At 61.9% G+C, this 16956-nt stretch carries 12 protein-coding genes; 4 read left to right on the top strand and 8 right to left on the bottom strand.

The genetic code is table 11. The annotated features are described in order from the left end of the window. Positions 1–2: 2 nt before the first annotated feature. From BUB29_RS04915 to BUB29_RS04905, 3 genes are all read right to left on the bottom strand, one after another. On the bottom strand, positions 3–1814 hold the full coding sequence (locus BUB29_RS04915) for an ABC transporter ATP-binding protein (protein ID WP_033523514.1): 1812 nt from the start codon (positions 1812–1814) through the stop codon (positions 3–5). A 12-nt stretch (positions 1815–1826) separates the two neighbouring features. Next, positions 1827–3671 (bottom strand): ABC transporter ATP-binding protein, encoded by a 1845-nt coding sequence (locus tag BUB29_RS04910; RefSeq protein WP_033523512.1) that lies wholly within the window; start codon positions 3669–3671, stop codon positions 1827–1829. A 115-nt stretch (positions 3672–3786) separates the two neighbouring features. Next, positions 3787–6396, bottom strand: a complete 2610-nt coding sequence (locus BUB29_RS04905; protein WP_033523511.1) for an ATP-dependent helicase — start codon at positions 6394–6396, stop codon at positions 3787–3789. Between the two features lie 165 nt (positions 6397–6561). On the opposite strand from BUB29_RS04905, the gene BUB29_RS04900 reads away from it, so the two are divergent. Both BUB29_RS04900 and BUB29_RS04895 read left to right on the top strand, forming a co-directional pair. After that, positions 6562–7143 (top strand): xanthine phosphoribosyltransferase, encoded by a 582-nt coding sequence (locus tag BUB29_RS04900; protein WP_033523510.1) that lies wholly within the window; start codon positions 6562–6564, stop codon positions 7141–7143. Between the two features lie 93 nt (positions 7144–7236). Then, positions 7237–8598, top strand: coding sequence for a nucleobase:cation symporter-2 family protein (locus tag BUB29_RS04895; protein ID WP_033523509.1), 1362 nt, complete (start codon positions 7237–7239; stop codon positions 8596–8598). 67 nt (positions 8599–8665) lie between these two features. Here BUB29_RS04895 and BUB29_RS04890 read toward each other — a convergent pair whose 3' ends face one another. From BUB29_RS04890 to BUB29_RS04880, 3 genes are read right to left on the bottom strand one after another with little or no spacing between them, the layout of a single operon-like run. Further along, complete coding sequence (locus BUB29_RS04890; RefSeq protein ID WP_033523508.1) at positions 8666–9925, bottom strand: ABC transporter permease; 1260 nt, start codon at positions 9923–9925, stop codon at positions 8666–8668. Further along, on the bottom strand, positions 9912–11147 hold the full coding sequence (locus BUB29_RS04885) for an ABC transporter permease (RefSeq protein ID WP_033523507.1): 1236 nt from the start codon (positions 11145–11147) through the stop codon (positions 9912–9914). Before BUB29_RS04885 ends, BUB29_RS04890 begins: the two co-directional genes overlap by 14 nt. 11 nt (positions 11148–11158) lie before the next feature. After that, positions 11159–12121, bottom strand: a complete 963-nt coding sequence (locus BUB29_RS04880; RefSeq protein WP_173552609.1) for an ABC transporter ATP-binding protein — start codon at positions 12119–12121, stop codon at positions 11159–11161. A 126-nt stretch (positions 12122–12247) separates the two neighbouring features. On the opposite strand from BUB29_RS04880, the gene BUB29_RS04875 reads away from it, so the two are divergent. Continuing rightward, positions 12248–13489 (top strand): sensor histidine kinase, encoded by a 1242-nt coding sequence (locus tag BUB29_RS04875; RefSeq protein ID WP_143155151.1) that lies wholly within the window; start codon positions 12248–12250, stop codon positions 13487–13489. Positions 13490–13535: 46 nt separating this feature from the next. After that, positions 13536–14198: a response regulator transcription factor gene (locus tag BUB29_RS04870; protein WP_033523563.1), complete on the top strand. Its 663-nt coding sequence runs from the start codon at positions 13536–13538 to the stop codon at positions 14196–14198. Positions 14199–14221: 23 nt separating this feature from the next. Here BUB29_RS04870 and BUB29_RS04865 read toward each other — a convergent pair whose 3' ends face one another. Then, entirely contained in the window at positions 14222–14443 is a 222-nt protein-coding gene (locus tag BUB29_RS04865; RefSeq protein ID WP_051915108.1) for a YbdD/YjiX family protein, read from the bottom strand. Positions 14444–14522: 79 nt separating this feature from the next. After that, a complete protein-coding gene (locus BUB29_RS04860) occupies positions 14523–16937 on the bottom strand; it encodes a carbon starvation CstA family protein (RefSeq protein WP_033523506.1) in 2415 nt (804 codons plus the stop codon). Positions 16938–16956: the final 19 nt, after the last annotated feature.

Raw genomic sequence — 16956 nt, 5'->3', positions numbered from 1 at the left:
CCTCAGTCGCGCGCGCCGGCCTGTTCCCCGGCCCTGATCATGGCGTACTGGGATTCGTACAGACGGTAGTATGCGCCTTTCGCTGCGAGCAAATCCTCGTGGTTGCCGTGTTCGACGATCCGGCCGTGATCGATGTAGCAGATTTCGTCCGCATTCTCGATGGTGGAGAGACGGTGCGCGATGATGAAGCTCGTACGCCCCTTGAGCAGATGGTTCAGTCCGGCCTGCAACGCCTCCTCAGTGCGGGTGTCGATATTCGACGTGGCCTCGTCGAGGATGAGGATGCGCGGATCGGCGAGCAGCACGCGGGCGAAGGCGATGAGCTGGCGCTGACCGGCGGACAGGGTCGAGCCGCGTTCCTCCACCACGGTGTCGTAGCCGTCAGGCAGCCCCATGATGAAATTATGCGCATGCACGGCCTTGGCCGCGGCCACGATCTCCTCATCGGTGGCGTCGAGTCTGCCGTAGCGGATGTTCTCGCGCACGTTGCCGGAGAAGATGAAGGTGTCTTGTAGCATGACGCCCATCTGGCGGCGCAGGCTCGCAAGCGTCACGTCGCGCACGTCATGCCCGTCGATCGTCACCGACCCTTCGGAAACGTCGTAGAAGCGCGAGAGCAGACTGACGATCGTGGTCTTCCCTGCGCCCGTCGGACCGACCAACGCGATCGTCCTGCCGGGTTCGACGTGCAAATCGACCAGATTGAGGATGTTGCGCCCCTCCGGCTCGTAGCGGAACACCACATCGTTGAAATCGACGCGTCCCTCGATCTGCGGCAAGTCCACGGCATTCGGGGCGTCGGTAATCTCGGGTCTGACGTCGAGCGTTTCGAAGATGCGTTCGAGGTAGGCGGAGCAGGTGATGAGCTGATTGTAGAAGTTGCCGATGCTGATGACCGGGTTCCAGAAATTGTTCGCGTAACCGACGAAGGCGATGAGCACGCCGGTGCTCACGCTCACCGCGCCGAATCCGGTGACGCCCACGAAGTAGATCAGGGTGATGGTCATCACGGAGATGGTCTGGATGCCGGGCCACATCAGCGTCTGGATGTGCACCGCCCGCATCCATGCGGTACGCACGTCGTCCTGCTGCTTCTGGAAGGTCCTGAACTGCGAGGCCTCCTGCGCGAAGGTCTGCGTGGTCTTCACGCCGGCAATCGACTCGTGGATGTACGCGTTGAGATTGCTCTGCTTGTTGGAGAGCACCTGATACGCGCGGCGCTGGAAATGCTGGAGCGTCAGCACCCAGGCGATGAGCAGCGGGAACAGCGTGAGGCTGAACAGGGCGAGCTTCCAATCGATCACGAACATCACGATGAGGGTGATGAGGAACGTGAACACGTCGGAGATCACGTTGACCAGACCCGAGCTCAGGGTGTCCGACAGCGTGTTCACATAGTTCACCACGCGGATGAGGATCTTGCCATGCGGACGTGAATCGAAATAGCTGAACGGCAACGTCTGGATGTGTGTGAAGAGGTCGCGCCGCATGTCCTTGAGCATGAGCTGGCCGACCTCGGTGATGGCTACGGTTCGATAGCGCAAGCCGAGCTCGTAGATCACGATGAGCACCGCCATCACGGCGACCAGCCTGCCGAGCAGTCCCAGATCGCCGTTCGGAATGGCGCTGTCGATCATGATTTTGGTCAGATAGGGCGCCACCACGGCGATGCAGCCCATCATCACGACCACGCACAGGATGCGCACGATCTTGGCCGTATACGGTTTGAGATAGATGCCGATGCGCAGGATGTCGTGGATATCGATCCGTTCCTCAAGTTCCTCGTCGTCACGGAACGTGTTGCGTTGTGCCATGATCGTCCCTCCTTACTTCTCGAATCCCTGCGGCGCACCGGCCTGCTGGCCGAGCTGCCTGCGATAGATCTCCCAGTAACGGCCGTGCGCCGCCACCAGTTCCTCGTGCGTGCCGCGTTCCACGACGCGCCCGTGTTCGAGTACGAGGATGAGATCGGAATCCTTGACCGAGGAGATGCGATGCGCGATCGTGACAATGGTTCTGCGCCCCTCCATCTCGCTCAGATGCCGTTGGATCTGCGCTTCGGTTTCCATGTCGACGGCACTGGTGGTGTCGTCCATGATGAGGATCGACGGATCGTCCGCCAACGCGCGGGCCAGGCTCAATCGCTGTTTCTGCCCGCCGGACAGGCCGACGCCGCGCTCACCGACGATGGTGTCATAGCCGTCCGGCATGCTCCGGATGAATTCATCCGCCCCGGCGATGGCGGCCATGCGACGCAGATAACGCTCGTCATGCTCGCGTTGTTCGCCGGCGCCGAAACCGATATTGCCGACGATGGTGTCGGAGAAGAGGAACGTGTCCTGCGCGACGATGCACACCTGGGAACGCAGCGTGGCAAGCGGCCAGTCGCGTGCGTCGATGCCGTCGATGAGCACCCGTCCGGAGGTCGGATCGTAGAAGCGGGAGATGAGACTGACGAGCGTGGATTTGCCGGAGCCCGTCTCCCCCAGGATGCCGAGCTTCGCGCCCGGTTCGATATGGAAGTCGACATCGTCGAGAATCGGCGTCGATGGATCGTCGGGGAACGCGAAGCCGACATGTTCGAAATCGATGCCGCCGACGATGCGGCTCGGCCGCGACTCCCCGCCGTCGCCGCGCCCCGCGGCCGCGTTCCTGACGCGTTCGGCAGCGTCCGGACGTTCTTTGATGCGCGATTCTGCGGTGAGTAGTTTGCGGATCTTGATGCAGGATGCGTTGAACCGCTGCCAGTCGTTGGTCAGCCATCCCGACTGGCGGATCGGGCCGTCGAGCATCCACAGATACGAGTTGAAGGCCACCAGGTCGCCAAGCGTCATATAGCCTTTGATGACGAGCAGACCGCCCAGCCCGAGGGTGATGAGCTGCAGGGAGAATCCGAGACCGTCCAGCCACGGCATGTACGTGCGGCTGTTGCGGGCGAGATCCATGTTGCGCTTCATGTAATCGTCGTTGCGTTCGTCGAATTTCTCGGTTTCGTACGGTTCGCGCACGAAGGCCTTGACGACGCGGTTGCCTTCGATGTTCTCCTCGACCATCGAGTTCATCGAGGCGAGCGAGTTGCGCACGGCGAAGAACAACGGACGCGCATGCGAGGACAGCCCCTGCGTGAGGACGAAGATGAACGGCGTGACGCAGGCGAGGGCGAGGGCGAGGCGCCAGTCGATGGCGAACATCACGCCGAGGGCGCCGACGAACATGACCACGCAGTCCAACGCCTGATAGCTCACCCAGCTCAACGCGTGGCGTATGGCGTCGGTGTCGGATGTCATACGGCTCATGATGTCGCCCGTACGCGTGTGGTTGAAGTAGGTGAAGTCGAGTTCGTGCAGCTTCTCGTACTCGTCGCTGACAAGCCGGTAGATCGTGTTCTGCCCGAATCGTTCCATCCACATCTGGTATCCGTACCGGGAACCGACACGCACGATGGTCAGGATGATCATCAACGCGCACAACCGACCCAGCTCATCCACATGCCCCTGCATGATGACACGGTCGACGATCAGGCCGGACAGCAGCGGAATGGTGAGCGCCATGGTGTTGTTGACGCAGAACAGCATGATCGAACCGATGATTTTCGGCAAGTCCGGCTTGCAATACGGCAGCACCCAGCGCAGGTTGCCCGCCTTGGTGTTTCTGTTCGGGTCGACGTACATGGAACCCGCTCTCCTTCTTCTCTCTACGGGATTCGTCCACTTATGATGATCCCCGCCCATATCGGCTGGACGGGGACGAGCGAACGATGGGACGACGCCGTTTGAGGCTTCCCGTTTACAGTTTTTCGATCGGCGCGACGCGGAGCATGAGCCGTTTGACGCCATCCGTGCCGAAATCGACGGTGATCACGGAATTACGCCCCTTATCCTGCACTTCCACAACCTTGCCCAGACCGTACTGATCGTGGGTGATATGGTCGCCGACCGCGAAATCGGCGATGTTCAGCCCGTTGTCCTTGTGCAATGCCGAGGCCGGGGCGCTCTTCGGCGAGACATGGCGCGTGCTGACCTTGCCGGAACGGTTCGAGCTCGAAGCCGAGCCCGAGCCGTGGCGACCGTACGAACCGTACCTTGACGAGGAACCGTACCCGGAACCCGAACCGTATGAGGAACCGCGGGACGACGAACCGGAGCGCGGCGCCGCCGAACCCCAGCCGCCCGATGCCGAACCGGAACGCCCGGAGCCGTACGAGGAGCCGGAACCGTACGATCCGCCCCCGAACACGGGACCAGAAAGGAAATCATCCTCTTCCCAGCCGCCGAACTCGTCATCGCCGCCCCACCCGGCGCGCATGCGTTCCGAGCCGGCTTCGCGCCGCTTCCAGTCGATGAGTTCGTCCGGAATCTCATCGAGGAACTGGCTGGGCAACATATCGTTAGCCTGACCCCATTGCGCCCTGACCGCCGCGCGTGTGACGTACAGGCGGCGCTTGGCGCGGGTGATGCCCACGTACGCCAGACGGCGTTCCTCCGCGAGTTCCGACGTGTCCTCCAAAGACCTCGAATGCGGGAACGTGCCCTGTTCGAGACCGGTGAGGAACACGACCGGATATTCCAGGCCCTTGGCGGTGTGCAAAGTCATCATCGTCACCTTGCCCGAATCCTCGTTCTCGTCGGGCAGCTGGTCGGAATCCGCGACCAGGGCGGTGGTTTCCAGAAAACCGCCCAACGTGGCATCGGGGGTCTTCTGCTCGTATTCGGCGGCTGTGGATTGCAGCTGGGAGAGGTTCTCCACACGGGACTGATCCTGCGGGTCGACCGACTTCTGGAGTTCCTCCAGCAGCCCGGACTTGCTGAGCACTTCGGCGACGATCTCGCTTGGCTTATTGATGTTAGCCCTCGCGAAGGCGGACAACGATGCCATGAGATCGCGGAACGCCGCCAATCCCTTGGCCGTACGCGTGGGCATGCCTTCGATCTGCTCCATGTGCATCAACGCGTCGAAGAAGCTGCTCCCCCGCTCACGCGCGTATTCCAGCACGATCGCTTCGGCACGCGCACCGAGACCACGCTTGGGCACGTTGAGGATGCGTCGCAGGTTCACATCATCGGCCGGGTTGAGGATGGCCTGCAGATACGCCAACGCATCCTTGACCTCACGACGTTCGTAGAACTTCGTGCCGCCGATGAGCTGGTACGGCAGTCCCGCGTTGATCAACGCCTCCTCCAACGAACGCGACTGCGCGTTGGCGCGGTACATGATCGCCATATCCGAATACGCGATGCCCTCCTCGGCATGCAGGCGTGCGATTTCGGACGCGACCCACACCGCCTCCTGCTGCGCGTTGTCGGCGGCATAGCCGACGATCGGCTCGCCTTTGCCGACCGCGGTCCACAGCTTCTTCGGCTTGCGACCCTCGTTATGCGCGATCACCGCGTTCGCCGCGTCGAGGATGGTCTGCGTGGAGCGGTAGTTCTGTTCGAGCAGAATCGTCTTGGCATCCGGGAAATCCTGTTCGAAATCCTGGATGTTACGGATGTCCGCGCCACGGAAAGCGTAAATCGACTGGTCGGAATCGCCCACCACGGTGATCCAGGCCGGCCCTTGACGGCCCGCGGCGACGGCGGTCGGCTGTGGCGCCTCCGAGGAATCCACTCCTCCCAGTTCGCGGACCAGCACATACTGGGCGTGGTTGGTGTCCTGATACTCGTCCACCAGAATGTAACGGAACTTGTGATGGTAGTACTCGGCCACATCGGGATGGTCGCGCAGCAGTTCCACGGTGCGAACGATCAGGTCGTCGAAATCGACGGCGTTCGCCATGGCGAGACGGTGCTCGTATTCAGCGTAGATAATGGCATACAGTTCTTCGACATTGTCGAACTTGCTGATTCTGTAGTTTCTGCTTCCCGGTTTGAAATCCGGAGCATACGCGGCCAGCTGCACCCTCCACCCGATAAGCTGGTTCTTGTAGTCGGAGATACGTCCGAGGATCGAACGCGGCGTATACCGCTTGACATCCACGTTGAACTCGGTGGCGATGATCTTGACCAAGCGCTCCGAATCGGCGGAATCATAGATGGAGAAACCGGATTTCAGACCAAGCGCCTTGCCATCGCGGCGCAGAATGCGCACGCAGGCGGAATGGAACGTGGACACCCACATGCGCTGCGCAACCGGACCGATCAGCGCGGTAAGACGCTCGCGCATCTCGGCGGCAGCCTTATTGGTGAAGGTGATGGCGAGAATCTGGCTTGGCCAGGCGCCGAACTGGCTAAGAATCCAAGCGATGCGGCGTGTAAGCACACGCGTCTTGCCCGATCCTGCGCCGGCGCCGATCAGCAGTGCGGCACCACGGTACTGCACCGCTTCGGACTGTTGCTTGTTGAGATCGCCTACGAGTTCGTCGGCGGTACGTGCGATCAGCTCCGGTTCCTGTTCCACTCCCGATTCCTCTCCATCCCACTCGGTTACGTCGTTATGCGCATTCCTTACTACCACATCACACGGTCATGGCGAGGCGATTGGTCATTCCAAAAGCGTAAGCTGTGGCAGCTACTGGGCGTCTTTCGACGCATACACACTACCCGGGATAGAAATGAGGCATCAATGCAGGAACTCGAAGAGCGCATTCAGAGCGAGGGAACAGTCAAGGAAGGCGACGTGCTCAAGGTGGACGCGTTTCTTAACCACCAATGCGATGTGCGCCTGTTCGACCGTATGGGAGCGGCATGGGCCGAGCATTTCGCAGGCAAGAAGATCGACAAGATCCTGACCATCGAGGCTTCCGGCATCGGCATCGCCTGCGTCGCCGCCCAGCATTTCGGCAATGTGCCGGTGGTGTTCGCCAAGAAGGCGCAGTCCATCAACCTTGACGGCGACCAGTACGTCACCTCCGTCTATTCCTTCACTAAGCAGAAGGAGTTCCCCGTCATTGTGTCGAAAAAGTATTTGAACGCCGGCGAGCACGTGCTGCTCATCGATGATTTTCTGGCGAACGGCAAGGCGCTGCACGGTCTGATCGGCCTGTGCCGTGAGGCAGGCGCGAGCGTGACCGGCATCGGCATCGCCGTGGAGAAGGGATTCCAGGGTGGCGGCGACGCGCTGCGTGCCGAAGGCTACGATGTCGATTCACTCGCCATCGTCGATGCCATGGATCCCGCAACCGGTGAGATCACATTCCGTCACTGACGTACCGGCATCGCCAAAACCACCGGCGTGCTGGCCGGTGATGCGGCGAACACAGTTTTCCCATAAGCCATAAGTCAAAAAAGAGAGGAAACAATGGCTGAGAAGAAAGAGAAAAGCGGCATTTCCATGGAGGCGTTGACCTCCTTGGATGCCCCGGTGTCGTTCTGGAAGGGAATTCCGTTCGGCCTGCAGCATGTGATGGCGATGTTCGTGGCGAACCTCGCCCCGATCTTCATCGTCACGTCCGCGGCGAAGATGGATTCCGCGCAGTCGGCGGCGGTCATCCAGGCGGGCCTGCTGGTCGCCGGCCTCGGCACCTGCCTGCAGCTGTACGGCGCGTGGCGCATCGGTTCGCGACTGCCCATGGTGACCGGCATCTCCTTCACCTACGTCGCCGCCGCCTGCGCCATTTGCTCCTCCAAGGGTTACGGCGCGGTCGTCGGAGCCGTCCTCGTCGGCGGCCTGCTGGAACTCGTGCTCGGCCTGACCGCCAAGTATTGGCGTCGTTTCGTGCCGCCGATCGTCTCCGCGATCGTCGTCACCTCGATCGGTTTCTCCCTGCTCACCGTCGGCGCCACCAGCTTCGGAGGCGGCAGCGGCGCCAAGGACTTCGGCTCCTGGCAGAACCTCACGCTCGGTCTGATCTCGCTGGTCGCCTGTCTGGCGTTCCAGCTGCTGATGAAAGGCACCGCCAAGCAGCTGTCCGTGCTGTTCGGTCTGGTGGTCGGCTATGTGGTCGCCATTTGCATGGGCAAGGTCGATTTCTCCGGATTCCAGCATCTGGCCATTCTTTCCCTGCCGCAGTTCATGCCGTTCAAGCCGGTGTTCGACCCCGGTTCCATCATCTCGCTGGCGCTGCTGTACGTGGTGTCCTCCGTCGAGGTGCTGGGCGACACCGCGGCGTTGACCAAGGTGGGTCTGAACCGTCTGCCCACCGAGCGTGAAACCGCCGGTGCCATCGCCGGCGACGGCCTGATCTCCTCCGTGTCCGGCCTGTTCGGCTGCCTGCCGCTGACCAGCTTCGCGCAGAACATCGGTCTGGTCGCCATGACCAAAGTGGTCAACCGCAAGGTGATTCTTTCCGGCGGTCTGATCCTGATCATCGCGAGCTTCGTGCCGGCCATCGCCGAAGTGTTCAACTCGCTGCCGCAGGCCGTGCTCGGCGGTTGCACGATCATGATGTTCGGCAACATCATCCTTTCGGGCTTCCAGATGATCTCCGAAGCCGGGTACACGCAGCGCAACATCACCATCGCGGCCCTGTCGCTGACCATCGGCATCGGCTTCACCCAGGTGAGCGACATCTTCGTGAACTTCCCCGACCTGTTCAAGTCGATCTTCGCGTCGAACTGCATCGCCGTGGCCTTCGTGGTCGCCGTGATCCTGAACGCGGTGCTGCCCGGCGAAGAGCACTTCCTGAGCGCTCCGGCCGAGAAGCAGAACGACGAGGCCTGATCTCGTTCCATACGAAAAAAGGTGATCCGCTCAGCGGCGGGTCACCTTTTTTCGTATTATCGAACGTCTATTCGCCACGTTCGGAACGCAGACGGCTGAATCCCAATCCCAGGCAGACGAACGCGACGCCGAACAGCAGCACCAATCCGGTGTCGTACGCCCAACCCGCCACGTCGACGGAGGATGCCGTACCGACACCGAGCGCCTTGTCGATGGACACGCAGTACCACCAGCCCGGCAGCAGCTTGCCGATCGTGATCATCGCCTGCGGCATGAGCGACACGGAGAATGCCATGCCGGAGGTGAACATGATGGCGAGGCCTACCACATTGGCCACACCGTTCACCGCGTTCTCGCTCATGCCAAAGGCGGAGAGCAGATACCCGAAGCATGCGGATACGAGGATCACCGAGAACACCGCCATCGCCACCATGGCGTAACCGCCCGCCGATATCACTCTCAGATCCATGCCGCACGCCGCCATCAGACAGCAGATCACCAGCATGTACAACGCCCACACCGCCATCGAGAACGTCACGCATAGCAGTATCTGCTGCAATCCGATACGCCTGGGCGATGTCGCGGTGACATCCAGCCTACGGCGGCGTTCCGCACCACCGAACGCGGACAGTACGACGGCGATGATCACGGTGACGGCAGTGAAGGCCAGATAGGCGACCAGTTTCACGGTGAACGCGAAACCGGTGAGTCCGGGCACGACGCCCTTCCCTTCATCGCCTTTCACCACGGCGACCTTGTTCTCCCCCGACGCGGCGGCCGCGCGCTTGTCTTCAACCGTGCGCTTCGCGGCCTTGGCCATGCCGGAACCATCGAACGTTTTCGCGGCGGTCATGGATATGCGCATATTGCTCAGGAAGGAATCGATTTCCATCCGTCCCATGGTGCCGGCACCGGACGAGTAGCTGGTGACCGTTCCGATTTTCGGTACCGCGGTTCCCTGCTCGCACGCCTTGATGAAATCGGAGGCGTACCCTTCCGGCACGATAGCGATGAGATCGACATGGTCGGTGGCGACGGCGTTCTGCAGAACGGTGGGACGGTCCTGCAAGTCGATCACCGTGTTCGACACGGCGAAATACCCACGCAACGATGAGGCCAGTTCATGCCCCGCCTCGGTATCGTCACGGTTCACCACGGCAACCGATGCCTTGGCTTCGGAGAAGATGCCATCATCGCTTTGATGCACGCTGTTGTTCACCACCGCGGCGCTCATCATCACCATCATCGCGTACAGCCAGACGATGTAGATGGCCAGATACAGCTTATGCGCGAATACGATGCGCCAGCCGGCTTTAAAGGTAGTCATAGCGTTGCCTCCTGAGGAGCAGGGCCGCGATGGCGAGGGATGCCGCACCGAACGCGGTGAGGATGCCGACCGCTTGGAAGAACGGACGGTAGCTGTCGAAGTACATGAGGTCGTAGAACAGGTTCGTCACCTGCTTGGCGGGGTTCAGCACGCTCAGTACCGGCATGTTCCGGTCGATGAAATCGGAAAGGTCCATGGCGAAGACGCCGTACAAGCCGGCGAACAACGACAGGAAGCATGACAGCGCGATGGAGATGCCCGTTTTGGTTCCGGCATCGAGTTTGGGGATCGCGCCGAGGAACAGACCGAGTCCGCTGGACATGAAGGCCGCCACCGCTATGCCGAGCACCGCCATCGCCTCACGCCCGCCCATGCCGATATGGCATACGTACCGGATGTACAGCAGGAGCACGAACAGGCTGGCGAACGAGCATATCCAGCTGACGAGGAACACGGACGCGACCTGCTTCCATTTGGGCAGCGGACTGATGGACTGCCTGACGCCGAGCGCCGACAGGTTAGCCTGCGTGGCGGTGATGCTGTTGATGGCGAACGACATGGCCATGAGGCTTACCATGCCGAACAGCGCATAGAAGTATCGCGCCGTCGCATCAGGCTTGAAATGAGTCAGGGTCGTCTCGCGCGTGTAATCATCGTAGGCGCCGAGTTCAGAGAGCGTCGACGGGTCGGTGAGTGACTGCGGATTCGTGGCGAGGATGCGCCTGATGGTGGTGTCGGTGGCGTTGTAGCGTGCGATGAGGTTGCGCAGCACGGTCAGCGTGATCTGCGTCGAGCTGGTTCCCATGGATGGGTCGGCCTTGCCTGCCGTCCGCTTACTGATGGACAGGTGGAGTTTGCCGTCGGCGGTCGCGTTGATGGTGCCGTCCACGGTGCCCTTCCGCATAAGCTTCACGGCTTCGTTTGCGCTCGCGGCGTCACGTGTGGTGATGAGGCCCTTGCCGCCACCGTTTTCGCCATCGCCGCCGTTGCCATCGGTCAGTCCGGCGATGCCGTCGACGAAGAGATGCGCTCCCGCCGCCTTGCTCCATGCGTCGTCCTTCACGACGGCGACGTTCAGGGAGCCGAGTTCGTAGGATTCGGCGATATGACCGAACATCGCATTGAACAAGGTCGCGAGGATCAACGGGAAGGCGAACAGCCAGAACAACGCCGCTTTGGCTCGTATGTTCGTTTTGAGGCAGATCAGGAAACTGTTCCACATGGCGGTCTCCTTCAGTCGCGCAAGGCGGTTCCGGTCAGTTCCAGGAACACGTCGTTGAGCGTGGGCGGACGCGAGGTGAGATGGCCGATGCTCACGTTCTCGGCTTTGAGAACATCGAGCACGTCGAGCAGATTATGCGCGCCGCGCCTGCAGCGGATGGACAGTTCACGCCCGTCGTAGACGGCTTCGATGACGAATCCGAGATTCCTGATATGGTCGAGCACCTGCTCCGCGCTCCTGCCATGTTCGCCCAGATCGAGCGTTTCCACGGTGATGCGTTCGCCCAGCTCGATCATGCCTTTGAGCTCCTCGCTGGTGCCGAGCGCGAGATGCCTGCCATGGTCCATGATGAGGACGCGGTCGCAGATCTGCTCCACTTCCTCCATGTAATGGCTGGTGTATACGACGGTCGCACCCTCCCTGTTAAGCCGCTGGATGCCTTCGAGGATGGCGTTGCGGCTTTGGGGGTCGACGGCGACCGTGGGCTCGTCGAAGAAGATGAGCTCGGGTCGATGGGCGATGCCGCATGCGATGTTGAGCCTGCGCAGGAGACCTCCGGAAAGCTTTTTGGGGCGGAATGTGCGGAATTCCTCCAATCCGACGAACTCGATGGCTTCGTCGACCAGTTTCCTCCTGCGTTTGCGGTCGGGCACGTACAGCGAGCAGAAATAGTCGATGTTCTCGGCCACGGTGAGTTCGTCGAATACGGCGACGTTCTGCGGGACAATGCCGATACGGCGTTTCAGGTCGTAGCTGGTGGGTGTCAGCGGCTCGCCGAATACGCTGATGGAGCCTTCGCTGTAGGTAAGCAGGGCGAGGATACAGTTGATCGCGGTGGTTTTGCCTGAACCGTTGGGGCCGAGCAGGCCGAAGATCTCCCCCTCGTGCACGTCGAGGTCGAAATAGTCGAGGGCGAGTGTATCGCCATACCGTTTGATCAGGTGTTCCACGCGCACCGCGCTGTTGACGCTCATGTGGGTTCCTTTCTCGTGTGTTTCCATTCTTGCAGGCGTATGGCGTGCGACACCGGTGAACATGGTCACGGGAACGCCCGGCATGGTGACATTTGTCACGGGCGCGGGTGAAGTAGACTCGGCCCTGTGAAGGAAATCGTGGAGCAGCTGATGGTCACGGCCATGGCCGTGGCGCTGGCGGCGGCGTGCTGCGGCGGAGTACCGGCCGCCATCGTCACCGGACTGCTGCTGGCCGTATGCTGCGCCGGTTTGACGCAATGGTTGGCGTCGTCCAGCAGCGAGCTGACATGGCTGCCCTCGGTCTGCTGCGCTCTTATGGTGGCGGCGTTCCCCTCCCTGCTGGTCGCGCTGCCCGGAACGGCGTATACCTGCGCACGTACTTCACGCCATGATTCATCCCATGACGAATCCGACACGCATGGCACGCGGCTCCCCGCTTCGTCGCGGATTCGCACCATGATCGCCTTGTGCGCCACGCTGGCATGGCTGCCGGCATGTGTTCGTCTGATTGCGATGGCTGCGGCTGGCATGCCGCTCGGCATGGGTGTTTCCCCATCTCGGGAGGCACCGCTGGCCTATATGGCGTGCCTGTTCAGCGTCATCGCCTTCCTGCTCGGTCATACGAGACGTGAACTTGCGCACGCCTCACGCTCCTCGCGCCACGCGCGGGATGCACGTCGCGCCATGGCACGGGACATGGCGGCCCGTCTGACATCCTCCGCCGAGGAGCGTGATATCGCCACGCGCATGGCGACGTTGGATGAGCGCACCCGCATCGCACGCGACATCCATGACAATGTGGGGCATCTGCTCACCCGCGCCATCATGCAGACCGAAGCGTCGAAGATCGTGTCGCAGGCACGCGGCGACATGGAAGCGGTCCGATCGCTGGAGGAGATCGGCGGCACCCTGCATGAGACGATGACGATGATGCGCCAGTCCGTGCATGATCTGGCCGATGAGGGGACCGACTTCCCGTCCATGGTCGAGGAGGCGGCCCGATGTTCGTCCGCTTTGGACGTGCGGGTCACGAACGATGTCACGGCTGTACCGGCACCTGTGGCACGTTGCTGCGTCGCATTGATCCGTGAGGCGTTGGCGAATACGGTGCATCACGGCACCGCCAGCCACGCCGAAGTGGTGTTGCGGGATTTCCCCGCGTTCTGGCAGATCGCGGTGCAGGATGACGGCGGCAGGCCGAGAACAACCGGATCCGCCGATCCTGAAATTTCGCGAGGTATGGGGCTTGCGGATATCGAGGCCCGGGTGCGGGCGTTGGGCGGCACATGCACATACGGACCGAACGGACCGGGTTGGCGCGTATTCGCTTCCATTCCCAAGCGTGATTCAGCGCCGTCCGAAGTCTGACCGGGCGGGGCGCAAGGCTAGAATCTGCGTATGGGAGGACCATATGATGAAAGTCGCGATTGCCGATGACGATCCCATCGTCTGCTCGTCGTTGAGGACGATATTGTGCGCCACGGGTACGGCCGATGTGCCGTGGACCGCCACCGATGGCGATGAAGCCTACGCGCATTACACGTCGGGGCCTGCGCAACGGCCGGATGTGATGCTCATCGATATTCAGATGCCCGGCACGGATGGTATCGAAACCGCACGCCGTATTCTGGATTTCGACAAAGCCGCGCGCATCCTCTTCCTCACCACGTTCGCCGATCGACACTACATTTCGCAGGCCATGGCGCTTGGCGCACGCGGCTATCTCGTCAAACAGGACGTCGCCTCGGTATGCCCGGCGGTGCAGGCGGTGATGGCGGGCCAGATCGTGCTGGGCGCCGACGTGCTGGACAAGCTGACCTCCCCCGCACCTGCGCGAGGCGAGGCGGCGAACGGACGTCATGTGGATGCCGGACTGGCGCGGGCGCTCGATTCGTTAAGCGACAGGGAATGTGATATCGCCGCACTGGTCGCGCAGGGATTGGACAACCGTCAGATCGCCGCGCGACTGTTCCTAAGCGAGGGGACGGTACGCAACCGCATCAGCGATATCCTCGACAAGCTCGCCCTCGGCAATCGCACGCAGCTGGCCATCGTCTGGCTGAATTCCGGCAGGTGATGGCCGCCCCACGCCGGCCGTGTTCAACAGCAGCAGCTGGTGTTGGGATGATGCTTGTCGTATTCCTCGCGAGCGCGCAGGAACTCCGTTTCACTCAGGGGCTTCTCCCCCGGATGCTCCTGTGCGAAATGCTCCAGATAGTGGTCGTATCTCGCTTCGCCGCTGATTTCGCGCATGTACCAGACGATGCCACGCCATGCGGCGCGGATCCTGCCGGCGATCGCACCGGCCAATCCCTTTGCCATTGTCGTCTCCTTAATGAAAATCGTCGGTCCGAACGTACGACCGTTCGGACCGACGATGACCAATCGTTGCGATGCGCTATCAGGCGGTGGCCTGAGCGCCCTGCTGGCGCAGCTCCTGCAGCTTGGCGCTGTATTCGCGCTGCACCTTCTTCTCCAGCTTGGTGGCGATCAGGCTGGTCGGGGCGAACCATTCGGATTCCATGAACGGTTCCTCGCTGGTGATTTCCACGCCGAACTTGCCGCGGGCGAGGATCCTCACGACCTCGACCACGCCGACGATCACGAACACGCCCATCATGATGAGGAAGAACACGGAGAGGAAACCGTCAAGGTACGCGTTGGACAGCGCGGCCTTGGCGTTGGTCAGGGCCTCGCCGCTCAGCGTGCCGCTGGCGATCTGCGTCTTGTAGTTCGCGGCGACGGTGAAGTAGCTCAACGGTCCGAAGATCTTCTGGAAGTCCGCGGTGAAGGTCACGGCCACATCCCACACGAGCGGGACGATCGGAATCCACAGGTACTTCTTGTAACCGAGCTTGGCGACGCACACGGTCACGAGCACGAAGCAGGCCGCGGCGAGTAGCTGGTTGGAAATGCCGAAGATCGGGACCATGGCGTTGATGCCGCCGTTCGTGTCGGCCACGCCCATCCACAGCATGGAACCCCACAGGGCCACGGCGATCAGCGTGGTGATCACGTTGCCGACCTTCCAGGTCGGATCCGCGAACTTTTCGAGCTTGCGGACGTTGCCAAGCAGTTCGCCGATCTGGTAGCGGGCCACGCGGGTGCCGTTGTCGACGGTGGTGAGGATGAACAGGGCTTCGAACATGATGGCGAAGTGGTACCAGAAGGCCATGGCGTTGTGCCCGCCGAGGAAGGACTTCAGGAAGCTCGCCATGCCCATGGCGAAGGTGGTCGCACCGCCCGTGCGGGAGACGATGGTCTTCTCGCCGATGTCGGAGGCCGCCTTCTCCAGAGCCGCGGAGCCTTCGTAGGTCTTGGCATTGCCGTTCTCATCGACGGAATCCCAGGTGACCTGCATCTGCTCGCCCTTGATGTTGCTGACCTTCATGGAGTTCACGGCCTTCACCGCGGCGTCGGCCTGCTCCTTCGGGGTGGAGGTGGCGGACACGGTCACGCCGGAGGCCTTGCTGATCTGCAGGGCGGACATGTTGGTGGAGAAATACACGCCTTGGGAGACGGTGATCGCGGCGATCAAGGCGATGATGGCGGTGAAGGATTCGACCAGCATGGAGCCGTAGCCGATCATGCGGATCTGGTTCTCCTTCTCCAAAGCCTTCGGGGTCAGGCCGGAGCTCACCGCGCCGTGGAAGCCGGAGAGGGCGCCGCAGGCGATGGTGATGAACAGGAACGGGAACAGGTTGCCGGAGAAGGTCGGGCCGTTGGACAGGCCTGCGAGTTCAGTGAGTGCAGGCACCTTGACCATCGGGTTGGCGACGATGATGCCGACGACGAGCAGCAGCAGGGTGCCGATCTTCATCAGGGTGGACAGGTAGTCGCGCGGGGTGACGAGCAGCCAGTGCGGCAGTGCTGCGGCGGCGAAGGAGTAGATCACCAGCGCGATGACGAGCTGCTTGCCGGTCAGGGTGAAGATCGGGGCGAGCGTCGGGGAATCGGCGATGTAGCCGCCGGCGACGATGTCGATGACGAGCAGCACGAAGCCGAGGATGGTGGTTTCGATCACGCGGCCGGGGCGCAGGAAGCGCTGATAGCAGCCCATGATCAGGGCGATCGGGATGGTCATGCCGATGGAGAACACGGCCCACGGCGAGGATGCCATAGCCTTGACGGCGACCAGGGCGAGGAACGCCATGGCGATGGCGGTCATGACCACGAGGAATACGGACAGGATGGTGCCGCCGAACTTGCCCATCTCATCGGTGGCCATCTGGCCGAAGGAGCGGCCGCGACGCTTGGCGGAGATCCACAGCATGAGCATGTCCTGCACGGCGCCGGCGAAGATCACGCCGAGGATGATCCACATGGTGGAGGGCAGGTAGCCCATCTGCGCGGCCAGAATCGGGCCGACGAGCGGACCTGCGCCGGAGATGCCGGCGAAATGCTGGCCGAACAGCACACGGCGATCGGTGCGTTCGAAGTTGGCGCCGTCGTGCACGCGTTCGGCCGGAGTGGCGTTCGCGTCATTGGTGCGCATGATCTTGATCTGAATGTAGTACGCGTAGAAACGGTAGGCGATTGCGTAGGAGCACAGGGCCACCACGATGAACCAGATGGCGGAGATCTCCTCGCCGCGCGATACGGCCAGCACGGACCAGCCGATGGCGCATACGATCGCCACGACGGCCCAGATGACGGCCTTCGGCCAGGTCCATACCATCTTCGGCTTCACGCCGACCGGCAGGCCTTTCGAATTGCGGATGACGCGTTCCGCCTCGGTGGGCGTGTAATCGTCCTTGAACTCCAGCTTGCCGGGCGCAGGCACACGAGCCCCGGCAGCGCTAGCTGCACTTGTCATTGTCTTCTCTCTCAGTTGC

The sequence above is a fragment of the Bifidobacterium merycicum DSM 6492 genome, assembly GCF_900129045.1.
Classification (GTDB): Bacteria; Actinomycetota; Actinomycetes; order Actinomycetales; family Bifidobacteriaceae; genus Bifidobacterium; species Bifidobacterium merycicum.
Note: the sequence above shows the minus strand (reverse complement) of the source record. Positions and strands in the feature narration are given on the sequence as shown.

What these genes read in the sequence shown, in the direction of transcription:
- BUB29_RS04915 (WP_033523514.1), bottom strand. Translation starts at nt 1,814, where the DNA reads ATGGCACAACGCAACACGTTCCGTGACGACGAGGAACTTGAGGAACGG.
- BUB29_RS04910 (WP_033523512.1), bottom strand. Translation starts at nt 3,671, where the DNA reads ATGTACGTCGACCCGAACAGAAACACCAAGGCGGGCAACCTGCGCTGG.
- BUB29_RS04900 (WP_033523510.1), top strand. Translation starts at nt 6,562, where the DNA reads ATGCAGGAACTCGAAGAGCGCATTCAGAGCGAGGGAACAGTCAAGGAA.
- BUB29_RS04895 (WP_033523509.1), top strand. Translation starts at nt 7,237, where the DNA reads ATGGCTGAGAAGAAAGAGAAAAGCGGCATTTCCATGGAGGCGTTGACC.
- BUB29_RS04890 (WP_033523508.1), bottom strand. Translation starts at nt 9,925, where the DNA reads ATGACTACCTTTAAAGCCGGCTGGCGCATCGTATTCGCGCATAAGCTG.
- BUB29_RS04885 (WP_033523507.1), bottom strand. Translation starts at nt 11,147, where the DNA reads ATGTGGAACAGTTTCCTGATCTGCCTCAAAACGAACATACGAGCCAAA.
- BUB29_RS04880 (WP_173552609.1), bottom strand. Translation starts at nt 12,121, where the DNA reads ATGAGCGTCAACAGCGCGGTGCGCGTGGAACACCTGATCAAACGGTAT.
- BUB29_RS04870 (WP_033523563.1), top strand. Translation starts at nt 13,536, where the DNA reads ATGAAAGTCGCGATTGCCGATGACGATCCCATCGTCTGCTCGTCGTTG.
- BUB29_RS04865 (WP_051915108.1), bottom strand. Translation starts at nt 14,443, where the DNA reads ATGGCAAAGGGATTGGCCGGTGCGATCGCCGGCAGGATCCGCGCCGCA.
- BUB29_RS04860 (WP_033523506.1), bottom strand. Translation starts at nt 16,937, where the DNA reads ATGACAAGTGCAGCTAGCGCTGCCGGGGCTCGTGTGCCTGCGCCCGGC.